This window comes from Streptomyces sp. NPDC002730 (assembly GCF_042888805.1).
In the GTDB taxonomy this organism is placed as follows: domain Bacteria; phylum Actinomycetota; class Actinomycetes; order Streptomycetales; family Streptomycetaceae; genus Streptomyces.
In genome coordinates, this window is sequence record NZ_JBIAQG010000011.1 from 296163 (window position 1) to 317379 (window position 21217).

Genomic DNA, 21217 nt, shown 5'->3' on the forward strand with positions numbered 1-21217 from the left:
TCCGATCAGTGGGGTACGCGAACGACGCCTTCCTGGATGACGGAGATGGCAAGCCGCCCGTCCTGGGTGTAGATCCGCGCCTGGCCGAGACCCCGGCCGCCGGACGCCGACGGTGACTCCTGGTCGTACAGCAGCCACTCGTCGGCCCTGAAGGGCCGGTGGAACCACATCGCGTGGTCCAGCGAGGCGCCGACCACGTCGCCGACCGCCCAGCCGCCGCGACCGTGCGCCAGGAGCACCGAGTCGAGCAGCGTCATGTCGGAGACATAGGTGGCGAGGCAGACATGCAGCAGCGGGTCGTCCGCCAGCTTGCCGTTCGCCCGGAACCACACCTGCGAGCGCGGCTCGCGCGGTTCGCCCACGCTGCCGTACGGCGGAGCGTCGACATAGCGCAGATCGACCGCGGCCCGTGCCTCGAGCAGCCGCTCCACGGTGCCGGGGTCGACGAAGTCGCCCGCGTACCGCGGCAGGATCTCGGCCGCCGTCGGCAGGGTCTCCGGTGCGGGCGCGGACGGCATCGCCGCCTGGTGCTCAAGTCCCTCCTCGTACGTCTGGAAGGACGCGGAGAGGTGGAAGATCGGCTGCCCGTGCTGGACGGCGACGACCCGGCGCGTGGTGAAGGAGCGGCCGTCGCGGATGCGGTCGACCGTGTAGACGATCGGCGCGCCCGGGTCGCCCATGCGCAGGAAGTACGCGTGCAGGGAGTGCGCCGTGCGGTCCTCGGGGACGGTGCGGCCCGCGGCGACGAGCGCCTGGGCCGCGACCTGTCCGCCGAAGACGCGCGGTACGAGGGCGGAGCGGGACCGGCCCCGGAAGATGTCCTGCTCGATCTGCTCCAGGTCGAGCAGATCGAGCAGGTCGTCAAGTGCTGGGCTCATGGGAGGAAGGTAACTGTCCTTACAGGCCCATGGACTTGGCGATGATCGACTTCATGACCTCGCTGGTGCCGCCATAGATGCGGTTGACGCGGTTGTCGGCGTAGAGACGAGCGATCGGGTACTCGTTCATGTAGCCGTAGCCGCCGTGCAGCTGGAGGCACTTGTCGATGACGCGGTGGGCGACCTCGGTGCAGAACAGCTTCGCGGACGCGGCTTCGGCGGGCGTGAGTTCGCCCGTGTCCAGAGCCTCCAGCGCGCGGTCGGCCACGGCCTCGGCGGCGTCCACCTCGGCCTGGCAGGCGGCCAGCTCGAACTTGGTGTTCTGGAAGTGCGCGACCGGCTTGCCGAAGACCGTGCGGTCCTGCACGTACTGCTGGGCGAACCGGACGGCGGCCTTGGCCTGCGCGTACGCGCCGAACGCGATCCCCCAGCGCTCGGAGGGAAGGTTCGCGCCGAGGTAGTAGAAGCCCTTGTTCTCCTCGCCGAGCAGGTCCTCGGCCGGGACCTTGACGTCGACGAAGGCAAGCTCGGCGGTGTCGGAGGTCTTCAGGCCGAGCTTGTCCAGCTTGCGGCCGACGGAGTAGCCCGCCGACTTGGTGTCCACCGCGAACAGGGAGATGCCGAAGCGGCGGTCGTCCTCGCGCGGGGCGGAGGTGCGGGCACACACGATCACGCGGTCGGCGTGCACACCACCGGTGATGAAGGTCTTGGCGCCGTTGAGGACGTAGTGCGTGCCGTCCTCCGAGAGCTTGGCGGTGGTCTTCATGCCCGCGACGTCGGAACCGGTGCCCGGCTCGGTCATCGCCAGCGCCCACATCTCCTCGCCGGTGACGAACTTCTCCAGGTAGCGCTTCTTCTGCTCGTCGGTGGCCAGCATCTGGATGTACGGCAGGGCGAGCAGCACATGCACGCCGGAGCCGCCGAAGTTGACGCCCGCGCGGGCCGTCTCCTCGTACATCACGGCCTCGTACTTGTGCGACTCGATGCCGGCGCCGCCGAACTCCTCGTCGACCCGGATGCCGAAGACGCCCAGCTCACCGAGCTTGTAGTAGAAGTCGCGGGGCGCCTGGCCGGCGGCGAACCACTCGTCGTAGACGGGCACGACCTCGGCCTCGATGAAGGCGCGGATGGTCTCGCGGAACGCCTCGTGGTCCTCGTTGAAAACGGTACGGCGCACGGGACGCCCCCTTCCCTTTGCGGCTGACCGCCGCCGCTCTCGCGGAGGTGGTTCACCGCCATCGTGATTGATCAAATGATGGACTAAGCGCTTGCTCAGACTGAAGTTACCGGTCGGTCACCGGGGCTGTCCAGGGTGGGGATCGGTCGTACGCGTCACAGTCTCGGCTCGGTTCCGGCTCGGTTCCGGCTCGGTTCCGGCTCGGTTCCGGCTCGGTTCCGGCTCACAGGGAGCGCAGGGCGAACCAGAGCTCCATCCGTACGTCGGCGTCGTCGAGGTCCTCGTCCAGCAGCGTCGCGCAGCGGGCGATGCGCTGGCGGACGGTGTTGCGGTGGACCTCCAACGCCGCGGCCGTACGGTCCCAACTGCCGTGCAGGGAGAGCCAGCTGCGCAGGGTCTCGACCAGGGCGGGGGAGTCGACGAGCGGGGCGAGACGCATCCGGGCGTGGGCGGCCGCCTCGTCGGGCGAGAGCAGTGCGGCCAGGGAGGTGCCGCGGTGCGTGACCACATCGGTGCGGGTGGCAGCGGCGCGGTGGACGGCCCTGGCCGCCTGGGTGTCGGCGGCGCCGAGCTCCTCGGGGCGGACGGGGGCGCTCACGCCGAGGACCCAGCCGGGCTGCGGGGTCACCTCGCGGTCGGCCGGGAGCAGGATCCGTACGGTGCCGTCCTCGGCCGGGTCGACGAGCGCGCTGCCGAGCCCGGCGCCGAGCGCGGACGCGGCGAAGGGCGTGCCGCGCTCACCGCGCGCGTGCACGACGATCCACCGGTCGGCCCCCAGCAACGGGGCGGTCTCAGCGGGCCGCGCGCCGAGCAGCAGCCGTACGAGAGCGGTACTGCGCCCGGTGCTGTCGGCGCCCTGGTGGGGCGCGGTCAGCAGCGAGAGCAGCACGACGGCGACACCGGCGACGGTGTGGTCACCGGGCTCACGGTGGGGAGTGGCGAGGCCGAGGACGAGCCCTTGGCTGCCGCCGAGGGCGTAGGCGGCGAGATGGGTCCCGCCGACGGCGTCACTGGCGGACGCGGGCGCGGGCCGGCTGGTTTCCCCGGCGGGCGGCCCGCCGTCTGCCGGGCCTCGCCGCGAAGCGGGCGCGGTGGGCGCGGTGGGCGCGGTGGGGTCGGGGGGCGCCCCCTCGGTTCGGGCAGGGGCGGGGTGGGGGACTTCCTCCGTGCCCGCCGACGACGGGTTCACCTGCGGATTCACCGCCTGCGGGTTCGCTCCCTGCGGGCTCACCACCTGCGCCAGCCGCTTCAGCGCCGCCCACGCCTCCGGGCCCGGAGTGCCCCCCGCGGCCGACAGCTCCGTGCCCGAGGCGTCGAGCAGCACCGCCTGGCCGCCCAGGCGGGCCGCCAGCTGGTGGAGGACCGCCGGGACCGGGTCCGGGCGGGCCGCCGCCGTGGCGAGTCCCTGCTGGGCCTGGGTCACCCGGCGCAGCTCCCGGTGGCGGGCCTCGGCCATCAGCCGCCACACCGCGCGGGCCACCGCCGTGAACGGCGTCTTCGGTGGGACCTCCAGCAGCGGCAGTCCGTGCCGGTCGCACGCCTCGATCAGCGCGTCCGGCACCGTGTCGTACACCGGCGCGACGCCGAAGCCGAGTGCTGCCGCGCCCGCCTGCACAATGCGCGACACATACCTGTCGGGGTCCTTCAGCAGCACCCCGGCGCTCATCAGCAGCTCGCCGCCGAGCAGATACGGATAGGGGTCCTCCATCTCCGAGGTGTGCACCCAGTGCAGCACCGTGCCCGCCTCCATCGGCCCGGCGATCTGGCGCAGGCCGAGATCCTCGCGGGCGAGCAGCGCGGCGAGAGGGATACCTGGGGTTGGTGGGGCTGCTGCAGTTTCCGGCATGGACGGTCCATCCATCAGCGGTGTTGAGAATGGATAAAACGTACACTTCAGCGTTGCTTTCCAGCCACCTAGCGTCGTCTCGCACAAGACCTGAGGACCCCGGGGGACGAGACGGAAGGAAAGCCGATGGCTGTCGACTACGCAGTAATCGTTGTCTATCTGGCCGGCATGCTCGGCATGGGCTGGTGGGGCATGCGCCGCGCCAAGTCCAAGAGCGAGTTCCTGGTCGCGGGCCGCCGGCTCGGCCCCTCGATGTACTCCGGCACCATGGCGGCCATCGTCCTCGGCGGCGCCTCCACCATCGGCGGCGTCGGCCTCGGCTACAAGTTCGGCCTCTCCGGCGCCTGGATGGTCTTCACCATCGGCCTCGGCCTCCTCGCCCTCTCGGTGTTCTTCTCCGCGCGCATCGCCCGACTGAAGGTCTACACCGTCTCCGAGATGCTCGACCTGCGCTACGGCGGCAAGGCCGGTCTCATCTCCGGCATCGTGATGTGGGCGTACACGCTGATGCTCGCGGTCACCTCCACGATCGCGTACGCCACCATCTTCGACGTCCTCTTCGACCTCAATCGCACCGCCTCGATCATCCTCGGCGGCGCGATCGTCGTCGCATACTCGACGCTCGGCGGCATGTGGTCGATCACCCTCACGGACATGGTGCAGTTCGTCGTGAAGACGGTCGGTGTGCTCCTGCTCCTGCTGCCCATCGCGGTCGTCAAGGCCGGCGGCTTCAGCGAGATGAAGGCGAAGCTTCCCACCGAGTACTTCGACCCGCTGGGCATCGGCGGCGAGACGATCTTCACCTACGTCCTGATCTACACCTTCGGCATGCTGATCGGCCAGGACATCTGGCAGCGGGTGTTCACGGCGCGCAGTGACAAGGTCGCGCGGTACGGCGGCACGGTCGCCGGTACGTACTGCCTCGTCTACGCCCTGGCCGGCGCCGTCATCGGAACCGCCGCCAAGGTCCTCTACCCGAAACTGCCCAACGCCGACGACGCCTTCGCGACCATCGTCAAGGACGAACTGCCCATGGGCGTACGCGGACTGGTACTGGCCGCGGCCCTCGCCGCCGTCATGTCGACGTCCTCCGGAGCGCTCATCGCCTGCGCCACCGTCGCCAACAACGACATCTGGTCGCGAGTGCGGGGCCTGACGTCCCGGAACGGCGACGACCACGACGAGGTGAAGGGCAACCGCGCCTTCATCCTGATCATGGGCATTGCGGTCATCTGTATCGCCATCGCCCTCAACAACGTCATCGAGGCGCTGACGGTCGCGTACAACCTGCTCGTCGGCGGTCTGCTGGTGCCGATCCTGGGCGGCCTGCTGTGGAAGCGCGGCACCGTGTACGGCGCGCTGGCCTCGGTCACCGTCGGCGGTCTCTCGGTCATCGGCCTGATGGCCACGTACGGAATCCTCGCCAACCAGCCCGTCTACTACGGCCTGCTGCTGTCGCTGGCGGCGTACGTGATCGTCTCCCTGGCGACCAGGCCGACGGACGCGGTAACCCTGGCGAACTGGCGCGAGCGCCTGGCGGGCCGCGGCGCCGAGGAAGAGGCCCCGGCCGAGCCCGTGACCGTAGCCAGCTAAAGTCGTAAATCGCAACGAAGCGTAGGAAAGTAGGAAATCTCATGAGCAGCAACGAACAGCCGCGCGGCCCGATCGACTCGTCCCGTATTCCGCGGTACGCCGGACCCGCGACGTTCGCCCGGCTGCCCCGGCTCGACGAGGTCGGCCGCGCCGATGTCGCCGTGGTCGGCGTTCCCTTCGACTCCGGGGTCTCCTACCGTCCCGGAGCACGCTTCGGCGGCAACGCCATCCGCGAGGCGTCGAGGCTCCTGCGCCCGTACAACCCGGCGCAGGACGCCTCGCCCTTCGCACTCGCGCAGGTCGCGGACGCGGGTGACATCGCCGCGAACCCGTTCAACATCAACGAGGCCGTCGAGACGATCGAGGCCGCGGCCGACGACCTGCTGGGCACCGGCGCGCGGATGATGACGCTCGGCGGCGACCACACCATCGCGCTGCCGCTGCTGCGCTCGGTGGCCAAGAAGCACGGCCCGGTCGCGCTGCTGCACTTCGACGCGCACCTGGACACCTGGGACACGTACTTCGGCGCCGAGTACACGCACGGCACGCCGTTCCGCCGGGCCGTCGAGGAGGGCATCCTCGACACCGAGGCGCTCTCGCACGTCGGCACGCGCGGTCCGCTGTACGGCAAGCAGGACCTGGACGACGACGCCAAGATGGGCTTCGGCATCGTGACGTCGGCCGATGTCTACCGGCGGGGCGCCGACGAGGTCGCCGACCAGCTGCGCCAGCGCATCGGCGACCGGCCGCTGTACATCTCCATCGACATCGACTGCCTCGACCCGGCGCACGCGCCCGGCACCGGCACGCCCGAAGCCGGCGGCATGACCTCCCGCGAACTGCTGGAGATTCTGCGCGGTCTGGCCTCCTGCAACCTTGTCTCGGCCGACGTCGTCGAGGTCGCGCCCGCGTACGATCACGCCGAGATCACCTCCGTCGCCGCTTCCCACACGGCGTACGAGCTGACCACGATCATGTCCCGCCAGATCGCCGAAGGACGCGCCAAGTGACGCACGATCACGACCTGGTACTGCGCCCCACCGAGGCTCAGACCGCGGCCGCGCTGAACCCGCCGCCCGGCCGCAACGGCGGCGACCTCGTTGTCGAATCCCTGCAGGGCCTGGGCGCGACCACGATCTTCGGCCTGCCGGGCCAGCATGCGCTCGGCATGTTCGACGCGCTGCGCCGCTCGCAGCTGGAGTACGTCGGGCTGCGCGTCGAGAACAACGCGGGCTTCGCCGCCGACGCGTACGGCCGGATCACCGGCGAGGTGGCCCCGCTGCTGCTCTCGACCGGCCCCGGCGCGCTGATGTCCCTGGCCGCGCTCCAGGAGGCGGCCGCGGCCTCGGCGCCGGTGCTCGCCATCGGCAGCCAGGTCCCGACGCCCGGTCTCGGCGGCGGCCGCCACGGCTATCTGCATGAACTGCGCGACCAGCAGGCGTCGTTCCGGGACATCGTGAAGTCCGTGCACACCGTCCGTACGGCCTCGCAGATACCGTCCGCGATCGCCGCGGCCTGGCAGTCGGCGCTGACCGCCCCGCACGGCCCGGTCTGGGTCGAGATCCCGCAGGACGTGCTGCTGGCCGAGACGACCCTGCCGGTCGTCACGGCCATGGACGCCACGCCGCAGGAGGTCGTGCCGCGCCCCGAACTGACTGCTGTGGCGGCGCACTTGCTGTCCACCGCATCCCGTCCGGCGATCATCGCGGGCGGCGGAGTCGTCCGCTCCGACGCCTGCGGCAAGCTGCTCGCCCTCGCGGAGAAGATCGACGCGCCGGTCGTCACCACCTTCGGCGGCAAGGGCGCCTTCCCCTGGGAGCACCCGCTCTCGCTCCAGTCCTGGCTGGAGGACCGCCACACCACGGACTTCCTCGAATCCGCGGACGTCGTGCTCGTGGTCGGCTCCGGCCTCGGTGAACTGTCCTCGAACTACCACACGTTCGCACCGCGCGGCCGGGTCATCCAGATCGAGGCGGACGCCGGCAAGCTGGAGTCCAACCACGCGGGCCTCGGCATCCACGCGGACGCGCGCCTCGCGCTGTCGGCGCTGCTGGAGACGGTGGAGGAGCGCGAGGATCCGGCCGCGGCCGAGTCCGTAAGCACGGTCCTGACCCAGGTCCGGGCCCGCATAGCGGCCCAGGACCTCACCTTGGAACAGCAGGTGCTGGCTTCCGTCCGCGAGGCCCTGCCGGACACGTCCCCGAGCTTCTGGGACATGACGATCCTGGCCTACTGGGCCTGGTCGGCCTTCGACGCCCGCCACCCGAACACCATGCACTCGGCCCAGGGCGCGGGCGGCCTCGGCTACGGCTTCCCGGCGGCGCTGGGCGCGGCGGCGGCGGACCGTACTCGTCCGGTCCTCGCGGTCTCCGGCGACGGCGGCGCGATGTACTCGATCGCGGAGCTGGCGACGGCTCGCCAGTACGACCTTCCGGTCACCTGGCTGATCGTGGACGACGGCGGCTACGGCATCCTGCGCGAGTACATGGAGGACGCGTTCGGCGAGGCGACGGCGACGGAGCTGTCCCGCCCGGACTTCGTGGCACTGGCGGAGTCCTTCGGGGTCCCGGCGGTCCGTACGACTCCGGAGTCGCTGAGCGAGGACCTGGCCAAGTCCTTCGCGGAGCCCGGCCCGTCGGTGGTCGTACTCCCGGCAGTCCTCCGCATGTTCGCCCCGACGCACCTCTGAGCTCCCTGCCCGAACTCTCCTGACTCCTGCGCCCTGCTGCTTCTCCCCCCCCGTGGAGCGGCGGGGCGCAGGTCATTCGGCTGCCGCCGGAGCTGATCGAGCAGGGCGGATCCGCCGTTGTTCTCATCCCGGGCGCCCAGGGACAGGCGGACCGGACCTCAAGGGGATGGGCTCGGGGGCGAATTGAGTTCGGCAAAGCTGTGTTCTACCTCTCCGCGCAGCTACGACCACCATGACGAGCACTGGCTCTTGGCGGGGAGGCTGGTCATGGCATGGATCGACCCAAGTTGTGGTGTCGGCAACCGGCCACTGCCGGCGGGACGGCATGCCTGCTGGGTTGTCAGGCCGGCGGGCTATGGCGGTGCCCCGGCAGCTTTGTGGCTGCCGGGGCACAAGCAGGGGCGTGCTGTGTGCCTCAGCTGTAGCTGTTGAAGAGGGTGGTGGAGGTGTAGGCCCAGCTGTTGGCGGTGGCGGTCCAGCCGACGTGGCCGCCGTTGAACATGGCGTCGGGCTTCGCCGTCCAGGTCCACATCTTCACGCCGCCGTCGGCCTGGTGGTTCATCATGGCGAGGTCGTCGCGGCCGTCGCCGTTGTAGTCGCCGGTGACGATCTGCAGGCGCTTGACGTCGAGGTTTCCGGGCGCGCTGTTGAGGGTGACCTTGGCGGAGCCGAACCGGTCCTTGCCGTCGATCTTCTCGAACAGGATGGTGGAGGTCTTGTCGCTGCCGTCGGCGTAGTCGTACCAGAGCAGTGCGTCGTCGTGGCTGTCGCCGTTGAAGTCGCCGGAGTGCGGTTGGGCGCGGTTCCAGTCGAGGGAGTCGCTTTCCCACCACACCGCAGGGGTGGAGAAGCCGCCGTTGGGCTCGGTGGTGAAGACATAGGTCTTCACCGCGTTGGCGCCCTGGCCGTAGAAGACACCGATCTCGTCACGGCCGTCCGCGTCGAAGTCACCGGTGATGAACTTGGTGCGCTCGCGCAACCAGGTGCCCTTCGGCGCGGACCAGGAGGCGAAGGGGGCGTTGAAGGTGCCCTTGTCGGTCGCGGTGAAGGTCCACAGCTTGGTGGTGCCGTCGGGGTAGGCGTACCAGACAGCCATGTCGTCGCGGCCGTCGCCGTTGAAGTCACCGGCCTGCGGCGTCATGTAGCTGATGTGGAAGCTGCCGGCCGGGGCGCTCCAAGCGGCATAGGGGGTGTCGAAGCCGCCGTCGGGCTTGCCGAGCGCCACCCAGATCTTGACGCTGGTGTCGCTGTAGCCGTGGGCGGCGGCCATGTCACCGCGGCCGTCACCGTTGAAGTCACCGGTGATGAACTTCATGGACTTGGCTTCCCAGGCACCGGCGGCCGCGGTGAAGGACTTGAGCGGTGCGCTCAGCGCGCCGTCGCTGGTGCTGTTGGTGGTGCTGTCGGCGGTGCCGAAGAAGGTGTAGGTGGCGTCGCTGCCTGCGGCGAAGTCGTACCAGGCGCCGATGTCGCTGCGGCCGTCGCCGTTGTAGTCGTGGCGGATGGCGGTGCCGCTGGACCACTGCGTTTCGTTCTTCGTGTTGTGGATGACCAGGTTGCCGCGGTCCTGCAGGATGGCCTGCCCGCCTGGGGCAGTGGTCTTGGACTCCCAAAGGGTGGTGGTGTCGGCGGCGTTGCGCACGACCAGGTTCCCGCTGCTTTGCAGCCGAGCGAAGGACCCGGCCTCAGCGGTGCCGGTGGACCACAGGGTCTTGCCTGCGGTGGAAGTGATGACGAGGTTGCCGTCGCTGCGCATGGTCAGCCGGGCTGATGCCGAGGCCAGGGTGTCGCCGGGCAGCAGGTCTTGGCCGGGCGTCAGGCGGGTCCCGAGCTTGATGTTGTCGGCCCTTGCGGCGACGGCGTCGGTACGGGTCTCGGTCTCGCCGAAGCATCCGCCCTGCCAGGACCGGCCGGCGACGGCGACAAGTTCCGGCTTGCCGTTGTTGTCGCGCAGCAGGGGGGCTCCGGTGTCGCCCTTGCAGATCGCGTCGGTCGCTGTCTTCCCGGCAATGTCCAGGCCGGCTTCTTTGGCTGCGTTGACGGTGAACGCGGCGGTGTGCAGCGTGTTGGGCACCCACTCGGTTTTCGTACGGCCGTAACCGGCGACGGTGAGGGTGTCCCCTGCGGCGACGGGAGACGCGGCCGTGGTCACCGGGGCGATGCCCTTGGCAGGCTGGGCCAGGCGAGCCATGACCAGATCGCGGCCCTCACGGGGCACCAGGTCGACGATCTCGCTGACATGCCCATCCGTGGCGGACAGATCAGCGCGGCCGATGGTAGCGACCGTCTTCCACTGTGGCTTTCCGGGCGCCAGCTCAGCGTTGCCGCTGGTGAAGCACGAGGCGGCGGTAAGTATCCACTGGGGTTCGACGAGTGCTCCGGTGCAGGCGCGCTTGGTGTCACCGTCACCAATCTCCAACTTGGCGGTGAACGTGTAGCCGTTGGCGGTGGCTGGACCAGTAGCTGCGTGAGCGGGAGAGGGGCCGAGCATGGCGGCGGCGGCCACGGCTGTCAGGGCGCTCGCAACAGCGGCAGCGCGGGGGCGTGTTGCAGACACGGATTGTTTCCTTACACAACGAGGTTCCGACGGCCGCAGACTGGGGCCTGCCGCCGGGCCGGGGGATTGTCTGCCGTCGGGTCAGCCGGTGACGCGGAGCTCGACGAGGACGGAGCGCTGCCCGGTGTTCCCGGTCTCTCCGATGGGCTTGTAGTCGTTGGCCGCGGCGTTGACCACGGTCTCCTTGCCATCGGCGGTGATGGTCGCCTTCACCGGGTAGGCCTCGGTCCAGATGCCGAAGGCGTCGGGCAGCTCGAGGGTGAGGTATCCCTGCTTGGCGCTGACGTCGAAGCAGTAGGTCTTCTGGCCGGTGCGGGACTTGACCGTGATGTCGGTGGTGCCCTCGCAGGGCACGAGGGTGATGTGGCCGTCGCCCCGCTTGAGGACGATCTGCTGGTCCTTCTGGATCTGAGCGGCGCCGGGGTAGGAGAAGTCCTCCACCGCGGAGGGCATCTCGGAGGCGGAGGCCGGTTCTGCGGCCTGCGGGGAGGCATTTGCGACGCCGAACGTTGTGATCCCGGCGACAGCAGTGATCGCGCCGATCAGACCGGTGAAGAGTGCTGTGCGGGCACGAGATATGGCCACGGTTTCCCCCTGAGGCTCGATGGAGCAAGTGTGAAGATGCGAACACAAGTTACTCGAAAGTAGAACACATGTAGGGTGTTGCGTGTGCATATCCCACCCCCTGGGGGGCGTTGTGGAGTGCCAGGGGGCTTGGGTTCTCACGGCTGGCGGTGACCGCGCCCGTCGCTGATCCTCTTGGCCGGCGACTGTCGCACCAACAGGTGCGCCCGGGGTGGGGGTTGACCTGTGCACACGTGAAGTTGAAATGCGAACGAGGGGGAGCCTGCCGGATGAAACGGCGAACATTCCTTTCCGGAAGATCGAATTCCGGAACGTCATCCCGCGTGGCGGGAAGAACACGCCGGGGGATCAGCAGTGTTGTGCTGCCCGTGGCGCTGGCGGCGGGGCTGCTGGGAGCCACGCCCGCCTCCGCTCAGGAGGATCCCGAAGGCTTCCTCGTCTCTGACCGGGTCGTGGTCGTATCCGCCTGGGAGGACGGCGGGGCGGGAATCAAGGAAGCAGCTGAACAGGCGCTTGTCGGCAACGACGAGGACATCCGGAAGTTCCTCGACGAGGCGCCCACGATCGAGCACGACGACGACTACGTTGACGCCAGCCGGATCTTCAACACCGGTGGCGTGGCCGTGCGCGAGGCGACGAAGAAGGCGCTGAAGGGCACCCCGGATGAGCTGAGTGACTACCTGCGCAGCGGGTGGCAGAAGCCGCTGGAGGAGGACCGGGAGGTCGAGGCCTCCCGCGTCATCAACTTCGGCGGCAATGGGGTCAAGGACGCGGGCAAGGCTGCGCTGAAGGCCGGCCCGGAGGCTGTTGCGAAGTTTCTGGAGAGCGGCCAGTACGAGGCGCAGGAGACCGACAACGAGGTCGAGGTCTCCAAGCTGATCAACTTCGGTGGTCCGAACATGAAGGCCGCCGGGAAGGTTGCGCTGAGGGGCACCGCGGACGACATCACCGAGTTCCTGGAGGTCGGGCAGTTTGTCGCCCGCGACCGCGACCAGGAACATGCCACGATTGCGCAGTTGACCGAGCAGGCCAAGCAGGCCGGTGTCCAGGCCGAGGCCGCCACGAAGAAGGCCGAGGATGCCTCCGCCCGCGCGGTCGCCGCCTCGAACCTGGCCAAGGAAGCCGCCGCGACGGCCGCCCGGGAGACCGCGGATGCCCGCAAGGACGCCAACCGCGCCGCCTACAAGGCCCAGCAGGCCGCCGCGTCCGCGCGGGCCGCGGCCGCCGCCGCCCAGCAGGCCATCGGCGCGGCCAACGCCGCCAACCGGGCCGCCCGCACCGCCGCGCTCGCCGCGGCGCAGACCGCGAACGCCGCCGCCGCGGCGGCGAACGCGGCCAATGACGCCTACAACGCGGCGATCGCCGCGGCCGGGGATGCGAGCAAGGCCGGGGCTGCCAAGCAGGCCGCGGTCGTCGCCCGCAACGCGGCTGTCTTGACCCGTGCCTCTGGCGCCGCCGCGGAGCAGGCCCGCAAGGCCTCAGCTGCCGCCGGTGACGCCGCGGCCGCCTCCCGCAGCGCCGGCGAGAACGCGAACGCCGCCGCCGAGTCGGCCGAGGAGGCCAACCGGCATGCCGAGGCAGCCGGTGTCCACTCCGCCGAGGCCCGCAACGCCGCGGCCGAGGCCCGCCGTCACGCAGGCGCCGCCAACCGTGCCGCGGACAACGCCACCGCCCTGGCGCGCCGCTCGGCGCAGCAGGCGTCCGACGCCCGTGACGCTGCGAACTCTGCTGCTGAACATGCCGAGAAGGCCGCCGACGCCGCCGACCTCGCGGCGAAGTACGCCGGTCAGAGTGCGAATGCCGCCGCCGACGCCCGTAAGTGGGCCGGCGCCGCGAAGGCCGCAGCCGACACCGCGACCGCCGCCCTCGATACGGCCAAGAAGGTCCACCAGGTCGCCCTCGATGTGGAGACCGAGGATCTCGCCTCGCGCAGCGAGGCCGCCCTGGAGCAGGCCCGTACCGAGAAGGACCAGAGCGACCGTCTGATCTCCGCCTCCGCGACCGTCGCCCGCGACGCCCGCGCCCTCGACGCCACCGCCGAGAGCCTGGCCGCCGAGGCGGCCAAGGCGGACGTGGACGTCGCGGCCACCGCGGCCAAGGGCCGCAAGCTCGCCCTGGACGCCCTCAAGCTCCGTGGCCCCTGGCAGCAGCAGGCCGCCAGCACCGCGCTCGGCGGTTCGGACGCCGACGTGCTGGAGTTCCTGCGCAGCGGCTGGAAGAAGGCGGCCCTGGAGGAGAGTCGTGACAAGGTCCTCCAGCTCAGCGTGAGCAGCCCCCATCCCTCGATCCGCCAGGGCGCCACCGAGGCACTCAAGGGCACCCCGGAGCAGGTCGCCGACTTCTACACCAGCGGCCAGTACGTCGTCGGTGAGACCGACCTCGCAGTCGCCGTCTCCAAGGTCAACAACTTCGGCGGGATCAGCGTCAAGGACGCCTCCAAGGCGGCCCTTAAGGTCGGCACCGGCAAGGCCCTGGCCACCTTCCTCGAAGTCGGCCAGTACGGCGCCCGCGTGACCGACGAAGAAGTCATCGCCTCCAAGCTCGTCAACGACGGAGGCGACGAGGTCAAGGCCGCCGCCAAGGCGGCCCTGGCCGGGCCCCCGGACAAGCTGCACGAGTTCGTCACCGTCGGCCAGTACATGGCCGCCCGCAAGGACGGCCTCACCGCCCACCACCGTGCCCAGGTCGAACGGCTCCTCGCCGAAGGCCAGATCATCACCGCCAACGCCCAGGCCAACCGATGGCGCGCGGCCGAAGCCGCCGCCAAGGCCAACCAGGCCTCCGGCGAAGCAGCCAACGCCGCCGCCGAGGCCAAGAAGTCCGCCAAGGCCGCCGAAGGCTACAAGGCCGAGGCCAGGAAATCCGCCGACGCCGCCAGCGCCAGCGCCAACCAGGCAAGCCAGTCCGCGGCCACCGCACGCAACGCCGCAGCCGCCGCTGACCGCGACGCCGACGCCGCCGAAACCTCCGCCACACAGGCCGAGTTCTCCGCCACCTACGCCCGACAGTCCGCCAGGGAAGCGGACGACGCCGCCACACGGGCACGTGCCTCCGCGATCGAGGCCGGCAAGAGCAAAGCCGAGGCCGAAACGGCCGCGAGCCAGGCCTGGACCGATGTCAAGCGCAAGCGCGAGGCAGAGATCGCCGAACTCAAGCGTCAGGCCGAGGAAGCGCAGAAGCAGCAGGCTGAGGCGGAACGGCAGAAGAAGCCGCGCTGCACCTACAGAGAGGGGGCGGTCAACTACTACCCTGCCACCTGCGACGGACCTCTGTCTGATATCGAGTTCAGCGATGTCGTTTCAGTTATGGGCAAGGGCCTGTGGGAGGTTTCCGGCGGCGCTGACATCGAAAGGTGCATCAAGGAACCCACCTGGGGCGGCTGCACCATGGCCGTCGTCGGCGTACTCCCCATCGGCAAGCTCAAGCTCGTCAAGAAAGCCGCCGACGCTGTCGAAGGCATCGCCAAGGGAACACGGGCGGGCAAAGAAGCGGCCGAGTGCCTCGTCAAGCAGGTCGCCCACAGCTTCCCGGCCGGCACCCGCGTTCTGATGGGCGACCGCACCACCCGCCCGATCGAGCAGATCAAGACCGGCGACCAGATCCTGGCCACCAATCCCGAAACCGGGGACACCGGCCCGCGCCGCGTCGACGCAACGATCTACACCCCCGACGACCGCGACTTCACCGACATCACCCTCGACCAGAGCTACGGCGGCGGCTCCCTCACCACGACGGACCGCCACCCCTTCTGGACCGAAAACGACAAGAAGTGGAAGAACGCGGCCGACCTCACGTCGCAGGACAGCCTCCGCACCCCCGACGGCCGTACAGCACAGATCAGCAGCGTCCACCGTCGGACCGGACTCGCCCCCGCCTACAACCTCACCATCAACGACCTCCACACGTACTACGTGCTGGCGGGCAACACCCCGGTGCTGGTCCACAACAGCCGGTGTCTGATCGCCGACATCGCCGGGCCCCAGGGCGAAAAGCTCTGGCTCCCCAAGGGCCGCAAGGCCATTGCGACGGCCAACAACCTGAAGGGTTGGATCTATGACATCAAGGCGGCCGAAGCTACGGCTGCCGGATTCCACAAGAACGTCAAATACGTGCGCGTCATGGATCCGGTGACCAGCGGACCGCATCCATACCCCAACGGCTATATAAGCTATCTCAACGAAGCAGGTCAGATCATCCATCCGATCACGGGGGCAGCAAACATGGCCAAGTCCGACCCCTACTGGCACATTCCGATCCCATGACCCTTGTAGAAGACCTCTTCACGTCCCAGGATTACCGGCGGGCTGCGGAGCCCATCAACTGGGACCCGCTGAAGGAATCAGACGCCCTGGACGAAGCCCAACTCCTGGATTGCAGAGTGTGCCCGACCGCGAATCGTGCGGCACTGCTGTTCGAGATGCGCAGTGCGTTGTTCTATCCAACGGGAAACTCCGCACTCCTCGTGGTTCGCGGACTGCAGCAGTTCCACTGGAGCGGAGCGCCGCAGGAGAAGAAGCTGATGGCATTCTCGGTGACGTCCAGTCGTCCTTCCGGGGCCGACACCGGCGGATTCCGACTGGAGCTGGAGTTCTTCCCTGACGGCGAGGTTTCCATCAGTGGAGGTAGTGCGGACTTCTACCTTCTGGATGTCCACGGGATCCCTGAAGGGCCACCGAGCTACCCGGGGCGCGATCTCGATCAGGTTCGGCATGAGCTGCCGTCGTGGAACTCCGACTGCACGGTGCTGCAGTCGGCCACCACGAGCGGCAAGTGACATAACGGTGCGGCCGAAGCGGCTCGCCAAGGTACTTCCTTGGCGAGCCGCTTCACTGCATGGCGCGAGCGAACGAGGCGCACGCTCAGCCGACCCCGCCCGGATCCTGGTACACGGCGTCGGGCGAGCGCGGAGAACTCACAGATCAGCAGCGTCCACCACCGGACCGGACTCGCCCCCGCCTACAACCTCACCGTCAACGACCTCCACACCTACTACGTGCTCGCGGGGGCCACACCCGTACTCGTTCACAACAGCAACTGTGACATTGGTCGTGAGCTGATCGGTGACGAGAGGTCGAACCACATCCTTGATAATCACAGGTACCCGGGGGCACCAGGCAAGGACGCTTTCCCGAAGGGGTGGTCTGATGACCAGATTCTGAATTCTGTTGCTGACGTGGTGACAAGTCCAAATAGTCAAAGGACCTGGTACAAGGGATCCGCTAAGCATGCCGAGAGAACTCTGAAGACCAGGAAGGGAGTACCTGCGGTCCAGAATGTGATCGGAACCGTGGGAGGGGTGAGAATCCTGGTGCGTTACGAACCTCTCACTGGAAAGGTTCTCACGGCATTCCCTCAGTGAAGAAATGGCTCGATCGATGCGGGTGTAGCATCTTCGATGATTGGAGGATCATGGAGAGAGATGCGAATCTGATGGAAATGTTGCGTCGGCTGGATGATCCCGAATGGCCGGAATTTCCGGCTGACTACAGTGGAACTGAGGCCGCAGCTTCATTCAGCCGCCTGGCTGCACAGATTGGTTCTCACTTCTCGACGCGTTGTGAAATCGATCGAGACATCCAGGACTCCGCTCAGTACGGGCGAATCGAAGTGCCGGGGGAAGCCACAGTTTGCGGGACGAGGATCGTTGTCCTAGTGAGCAAGTTCAAGCCGTTGGCCATGGTGGCGGCCGATAACCCTGACGCCTTCTTGGGTACGGATGAAGCGCGCGCTGAAGGCGAACTCGACGCGAGTGACCTTGAGAAGGTAGAGCAAGCTCTTGCCGGATCGGGGTACGTCGCGATTCCGGAAGAACTTCTTACGAACCGCTATGACGGAGCCACTCGCCTGCGTTTTCACGGTTCTGGGGAGCCTAGTTGGTGGGACCGGTTCTTCGGTTCTTTCTAAGCGATCTCAAGTATCGATTTCCATAACGTTGGCGCCTTGTCGGCCGCATGGGCATTCGTCAACCGGTTGGTGAGAAGGAGTCTTCAGTAGCAAATATAGGCCCCGCCAAGCTGTGCCTGGCGGGGCCTATGTGGTGTCTGACGGCAGTAGTTGACGGCAACGTCAGCGGACGAGGGCGGTGAGCGGTAGTGGTTCGTCGCCGTCCGTGTCCGTCCACCGTTAGCCGGGAGATATGCCGCAACGGCATGGCCTTGCGCGGGTGATCTGCCGTCAGCGCGAGCGATGCGCTGCATAACGCGGCGAAGGCGCGGCTGTTGACTTCCGTGAGGGCGAAGAGAGGTCCGTGGAAGTCGCTGAGCTGGCGATTCAAGCGGGCGAGACGCTCTTGGCGCTGCGACAAGACTCAAGCCGTTGAGATAGGTGGCGACATAGCCGAAGTGCCAGCCCGATAATGACAGCCACTGCGATCATGAGGAGCGACGCTAGTGAGCATCGGGTCCCTTGGTCGGCCGGCGGTCCGCGTCGAGCCCTGGGGTACAACTTGGCCAGGATTACCCGAGCTTGAGTTCTGCCCAGACCGACTTGCCGATGCCGTGGCGACGGGGGGAGCAACCCCAGCGTTCCGCGAGAGCGGCGACGAGGGTGAGGCCCCGGCCGCCTTCATCGTCGAGGGGGCTGAACGAGGTTCGGGGCGACGGTTGTTGGCATCCGCGACCTCCACTCGGAGCATCCCGTCGTAGCGCGCGAGCCGTACCCCGATCTCGCGGCCTGCCGGGGTGCGAGCGTGCCGGATGGCGTTGGTTGCCAGCTCCGAGAGTAAGAGCTCGGCGATCTGGACGGCCTCGCCCTCGACATTCCAAGCAGCGAGCTGTTCCCGCAGCAGTGCTCGTGCACGCCCTGCGCTTCGAGGGCTGCTTGGGAATTGCCACCAGGCTTCGAGGGAGTCGGTGGCGATGGGCACCCCAGTCCCATGGCGATTCGGCACGGGAACCTCCGTGTGGTCGCGAAGTGGAGAAGCAGGCATCTCTAGAGATGTCTCGAGTGAAGCGTGACGAGATGATCCCAGTCAAGAGTTCTCTAGAGATGTTCGCGATTGGCTGTGTGTGTTCATGGGGCGGCGGCTGGTAGGTGAGGGGAGGTGCCTAGGATGTCTAGAGATGATCAGGGAGGACTGTCCATGGGTAGCCAGGGCGCCGGCCGACAGCCCAAGTACCAGCGCATCGCTGCCGAGCTGAAGGCTGCGATCGAGGCGGGCGAGTACGGTCCTGGGGATCGGCTGCCCGGAGAGAACGACCTGATGGCCACCTACGAGGTCGCACGTATGACCGCCAGGCAGGCTCTCGGTGTTCTCCAGTCGGAAGGACTGGTCGAAGCACGCAAAGGTGCGGGCGTCTTTGTACGGGAGTTCAGGCCGATCCGTCGCCATGGCGTGCAGCGACTCTCTCCCCGGCTTTGGGGTGAGGGCCAGTCCGTCTGGGCGGCCGACACCGAGGGCCGGGACCTCGTGGTCGATCTGATTTCGGTGACGGAGGAGGAAGCGCCCGAGGGGATCGCGCGCGTCCTCGATATTGGTGCCGGGGCATCGGCATGTGTGCGCCGCCGAAGGTTCGTACTCGACGGGAGGCCGGTGCTGCTGGCCACCTCCTATCTCGACGCCGAACTTGTGGCGGGAACGGCGATCACGCAGCCGGACACGGGCCCCGGCGGCATCTTTGCCCGGCTCGACGAGATCGGCCGCAAGCCGGTGCGGTTCCGCGAGGAAGTCCGCTCACGCATGCCCAGTGCGGAGGAAGCCGAGCGGCTCGGTCTGGCATCGGGCACCCCGGTCGTCCTCATCTGCCGCACGGCCTTTGCGGAGGGAGGGCGCGCGGTCGAGGTGAACGACATGGTCATGGATGCGTCCGCCTACATCCTGGAGTACGACTTCGAGGCGTGAGGTACTCCGCCTCGCTGGTCCAACCTCCGTGCGTGTGCAGATCACGCCCACGTGACTTCGCGCCCGTCGGCGCCACCGACGTCGACTGCGGCTGATCCTCACGACGCCGTCAAGCCGGAGCCACGAACCCCGACTCGTACGCCGCGATCACCGCCTGCGTGCGGTCCCGGGCCCCCAGCTTCGACAGCACCGCGCTCACATGCGACTTGACCGTCTCCGTGCCGACGACCAGCTGCGCGGCGATCTCCGCATTCGACAGTCCCCGCGCCATCAGCCGCAGTACCGCCGCCTCCCGTTCGGTCAGCGCCGCGCGCTCCATCGCAGCGCGGGCGGCCCGGCTGCCGTACTCCGCTGCCAGCGAGCGCACCGCCGCGGGAAAGAGGAGTGACTCGCCCTCCGCGACCAGTCGCACCGCGTGCACGATCTCCGCGGGGCGCGCCCGCTTGAGCAGAAAGCCGTCGGCGCCCGCGCGCAGCGCCTCGTATACATACTCGTCGTTCTCGAAGGTCGTGATGACCAGGATCTTGGGCGGGTCGTCGACGGTACGCAGTACGGCGCGGGTGGCCTCGATGCCGTCAAGGAGCGGCATACGGACGTCCATCGCCACCACATCGGGCCGCAGTTGCCGCACCAGGGGGATCACCGCGGCGCCGTCCGCCGCCTCGCCGACCACCTCGATGTCCGGCTGGGCCTCGAGTACGGCTCGCAGCCCCGCCCGTACGAGAGGTTCGTCGTCGACAAGCAGCACAGTGATCGGCACCCGGTCAGCGTAGGCCGTCCAGCGGAAGCCCCACGTGCACCCTCCATTCGCCGTCGTACGGGCCGGTGTCGGCCTTCCCGCCGAGCAGCGCCGCCCGCTCCCGGATGCCGCGCAGCCCGCTGCCACTGTCGCGGCCGGTCGAAGTGGCCGGTCCCGAAAGGGGGTTGGTCACCTCCAGCTCAAGCCGGCCGTCGGTGACGGCGATCCGTACGCGCGTCGTCACCGGACCCGCGTGCCGCAGCACATTGGTCAGCGCCTCCTGCACGATGCGGTAGCCCTCCCGGGAAACAGGACCCGGCACATGCTCCACCGGGCCCGTCACCGCGGCGTCGACCGTGGCGCCGGAGGAGCGCGCCGACTCCAGCAACCGGTCCGCGTCGGTGAGCGTCGGACGCCGGCTCACGGGCTGTCCGGACTCCCGCAGCACGAGCAGTACGCGCTCCAGGTCCTCCAGCGCTGCCCGGCCGGTCTCCTCGATGGCGTTCAGCGCCCGGTCGGTGAACTCCGCACTGCCCGCAGCCCTCGCCGCACCCGCCTGCACCACCGCCACCGTCAGTGCGTGCCCGATCGAGTCGTGCAGCTCCCGGGCGATCCGGTTCCGCTCCAACAACTGCTCGGTGCGCTCCTCCAGGGCGGCGAGCCGCTCCGCAGCCGACGGGCCGAGCAGCCGTCGGGCAATGGCCGTGATCAGCTCCCCGAGTCCCACAACGACCGTCAGCAGAGCGACGATCGGCAGCGGCACGAGCAGCGCGTACCACCAGTGATGTCCCGGCACGTCGACCAGCTCGCCCTCGACCGTGCCGCCGCCGGCCGCGGACATGGCCAGATCCACGGACAGCCCGAGCAGGGTCGCGGTGAGGAATCCGGTGAGCAGGCCCAGCGCCAGCCGGATCTCCATCCACAGAGCTGTGCGCCACCGGTCGGCCCAGGTGGCGGACGACTCGGCGGCGATGCCCGAAGCCGACTCCGCGTACCCGTGCGGGGAAAGCAGCAGCCGTGCCTGCAGCCCCTCGGCCAGCCGCATCGCCGGAATGAGTCCCATCAGCCCCAGCAGCACGACCGGCACGTACAGCCGCCCGGTGTCGACGAACAGCCACATGCCCCAGACGATCACGCCGATGAACAGATGCAGCCAGCGGGTGTAGGTCACCGATCGGGTCAGCGGACGCAGGAATCGGGTCAGCGGTCGCGGGAAGCGGTGCATTCCGTCATCGTGCCAGCGCCCCGCTCCCCGCGGCTCCCCCGCACGGGGGAGCCGATCTCCACCGGCGGGGGAGGACCCGGTCACCGCC

General features: G+C 68.7%; 15 protein-coding genes and 2 pseudogenes. 8 read left to right on the forward strand and 9 right to left on the reverse strand.

From position 1 onward, the window contains the following. Window positions 1-5 precede the first annotated feature (5 nt). The 3 genes from tesB to ACFYXH_RS28015 all read right to left on the reverse strand — a co-directional run bounded on the left by tesB (window position 6) and on the right by ACFYXH_RS28015 (window position 3901). Window positions 6-878 (reverse strand): acyl-CoA thioesterase II, encoded by an 873-nt coding sequence (gene tesB, locus ACFYXH_RS28005; protein WP_389568386.1) that lies wholly within the window; start codon window positions 876-878, stop codon window positions 6-8. 19 nt (window positions 879-897) lie between these two features. After that, a complete protein-coding gene (locus tag ACFYXH_RS28010) occupies window positions 898-2055 on the reverse strand; it encodes an acyl-CoA dehydrogenase family protein (RefSeq protein ID WP_327323718.1) in 1158 nt (385 codons plus the stop codon). Between the two features lie 223 nt (window positions 2056-2278). Next, window positions 2279-3901, reverse strand: coding sequence for a PucR family transcriptional regulator ligand-binding domain-containing protein (locus ACFYXH_RS28015; RefSeq protein ID WP_389568389.1), 1623 nt, complete (start codon window positions 3899-3901; stop codon window positions 2279-2281). Window positions 3902-4027: 126 nt separating this feature from the next. Here ACFYXH_RS28015 and ACFYXH_RS28020 point away from each other — a divergent pair, with 126 nt between their 5' ends. Genes ACFYXH_RS28020 through ACFYXH_RS28030 form a run of 3 tightly spaced genes read left to right on the forward strand, consistent with a single transcriptional unit; the run spans window position 4028 to window position 8183 of the window. Then, window positions 4028-5494, forward strand: coding sequence for a sodium:solute symporter (locus tag ACFYXH_RS28020; RefSeq protein ID WP_389568392.1), 1467 nt, complete (start codon window positions 4028-4030; stop codon window positions 5492-5494). A 41-nt stretch (window positions 5495-5535) separates the two neighbouring features. Continuing rightward, window positions 5536-6504: an agmatinase gene (gene speB, locus ACFYXH_RS28025; protein ID WP_362686893.1), complete on the forward strand. Its 969-nt coding sequence runs from the start codon at window positions 5536-5538 to the stop codon at window positions 6502-6504. Then, window positions 6501-8183, forward strand: a complete 1683-nt coding sequence (locus ACFYXH_RS28030; protein ID WP_389568395.1) for a thiamine pyrophosphate-binding protein — start codon at window positions 6501-6503, stop codon at window positions 8181-8183. Before speB ends, ACFYXH_RS28030 begins: the two co-directional genes overlap by 4 nt. Before the next feature lie 415 nt (window positions 8184-8598). Here the strand turns inward: ACFYXH_RS28030 and ACFYXH_RS28035 are convergent, their stop codons facing one another. Both ACFYXH_RS28035 and ACFYXH_RS28040 read right to left on the reverse strand, forming a co-directional pair. After that, window positions 8599-10740 (reverse strand): trypsin-like serine protease, encoded by a 2142-nt coding sequence (locus tag ACFYXH_RS28035; RefSeq protein WP_389568397.1) that lies wholly within the window; start codon window positions 10738-10740, stop codon window positions 8599-8601. Between the two features lie 81 nt (window positions 10741-10821). After that, window positions 10822-11325 (reverse strand): hypothetical protein, encoded by a 504-nt coding sequence (locus ACFYXH_RS28040; protein WP_389568399.1) that lies wholly within the window; start codon window positions 11323-11325, stop codon window positions 10822-10824. Window positions 11326-11648: 323 nt separating this feature from the next. Between ACFYXH_RS28040 and ACFYXH_RS28045 the strand changes: the two genes are divergently transcribed. Genes ACFYXH_RS28045 through ACFYXH_RS28060 form a run of 4 tightly spaced genes read left to right on the forward strand, consistent with a single transcriptional unit; the run spans window position 11649 to window position 17229 of the window. Continuing rightward, window positions 11649-15587: a polymorphic toxin-type HINT domain-containing protein gene (locus tag ACFYXH_RS28045; RefSeq protein WP_389568400.1), complete on the forward strand. Its 3939-nt coding sequence runs from the start codon at window positions 11649-11651 to the stop codon at window positions 15585-15587. Further along, window positions 15584-16099: a hypothetical protein gene (locus ACFYXH_RS28050; protein ID WP_389568402.1), complete on the forward strand. Its 516-nt coding sequence runs from the start codon at window positions 15584-15586 to the stop codon at window positions 16097-16099. Before ACFYXH_RS28045 ends, ACFYXH_RS28050 begins: the two co-directional genes overlap by 4 nt. Window positions 16100-16138: 39 nt before the next feature. Then, window positions 16139-16684: an EndoU domain-containing protein gene (locus tag ACFYXH_RS28055; protein ID WP_389568404.1), complete on the forward strand. Its 546-nt coding sequence runs from the start codon at window positions 16139-16141 to the stop codon at window positions 16682-16684. Window positions 16685-16734: 50 nt separating this feature from the next. After that, on the forward strand, window positions 16735-17229 hold the full coding sequence (locus tag ACFYXH_RS28060; protein ID WP_389568407.1) for a hypothetical protein: 495 nt from the start codon (window positions 16735-16737) through the stop codon (window positions 17227-17229). A gap of 257 nt (window positions 17230-17486) precedes the next feature. Here ACFYXH_RS28060 and ACFYXH_RS28065 read toward each other — a convergent pair. Together ACFYXH_RS28065 and ACFYXH_RS28070 are read right to left on the reverse strand one after the other, a co-directional pair. Then, window positions 17487-17700 (reverse strand): annotated as a pseudogene (locus ACFYXH_RS28065) (hypothetical protein); the annotation flags it as partial. A 250-nt stretch (window positions 17701-17950) separates the two neighbouring features. After that, window positions 17951-18253, reverse strand: a pseudogene (locus ACFYXH_RS28070) (ATP-binding protein); the annotation flags it as partial. 153 nt (window positions 18254-18406) lie between these two features. Between ACFYXH_RS28070 and ACFYXH_RS28075 the strand changes: the two are divergent. Further along, complete coding sequence (locus ACFYXH_RS28075; RefSeq protein WP_389568410.1) at window positions 18407-19165, forward strand: GntR family transcriptional regulator; 759 nt, start codon at window positions 18407-18409, stop codon at window positions 19163-19165. A 109-nt stretch (window positions 19166-19274) separates the two neighbouring features. Here the strand turns inward: ACFYXH_RS28075 and ACFYXH_RS28080 are convergent, their stop codons facing one another. After that, on the reverse strand, window positions 19275-19925 hold the full coding sequence (locus ACFYXH_RS28080) for a response regulator (protein ID WP_389568412.1): 651 nt from the start codon (window positions 19923-19925) through the stop codon (window positions 19275-19277). Between the two features lie 4 nt (window positions 19926-19929). Continuing rightward, window positions 19930-21108, reverse strand: a complete 1179-nt coding sequence (locus ACFYXH_RS28085; RefSeq protein ID WP_389568545.1) for a sensor histidine kinase — start codon at window positions 21106-21108, stop codon at window positions 19930-19932. Window positions 21109-21217: the final 109 nt, after the last annotated feature.

Bases quoted from the DNA above. Each gene is read 5' to 3' on its own strand.
- ACFYXH_RS28020 (WP_389568392.1), top strand. From the start codon at position 4,028: ATGGCTGTCGACTACGCAGTAATCGTTGTCTATCTGGCCGGCATGCTC.
- speB (WP_362686893.1), top strand. From the start codon at position 5,536: ATGAGCAGCAACGAACAGCCGCGCGGCCCGATCGACTCGTCCCGTATT.
- ACFYXH_RS28050 (WP_389568402.1), top strand. From the start codon at position 15,584: ATGACCCTTGTAGAAGACCTCTTCACGTCCCAGGATTACCGGCGGGCT.
- ACFYXH_RS28075 (WP_389568410.1), top strand. From the start codon at position 18,407: ATGGGTAGCCAGGGCGCCGGCCGACAGCCCAAGTACCAGCGCATCGCT.
- ACFYXH_RS28060 (WP_389568407.1), top strand. From the start codon at position 16,735: ATGGAGAGAGATGCGAATCTGATGGAAATGTTGCGTCGGCTGGATGAT.
- ACFYXH_RS28015 (WP_389568389.1), bottom strand. From the start codon at position 3,901: ATGCCGGAAACTGCAGCAGCCCCACCAACCCCAGGTATCCCTCTCGCC.
- tesB (WP_389568386.1), bottom strand. From the start codon at position 878: ATGAGCCCAGCACTTGACGACCTGCTCGATCTGCTCGACCTGGAGCAG.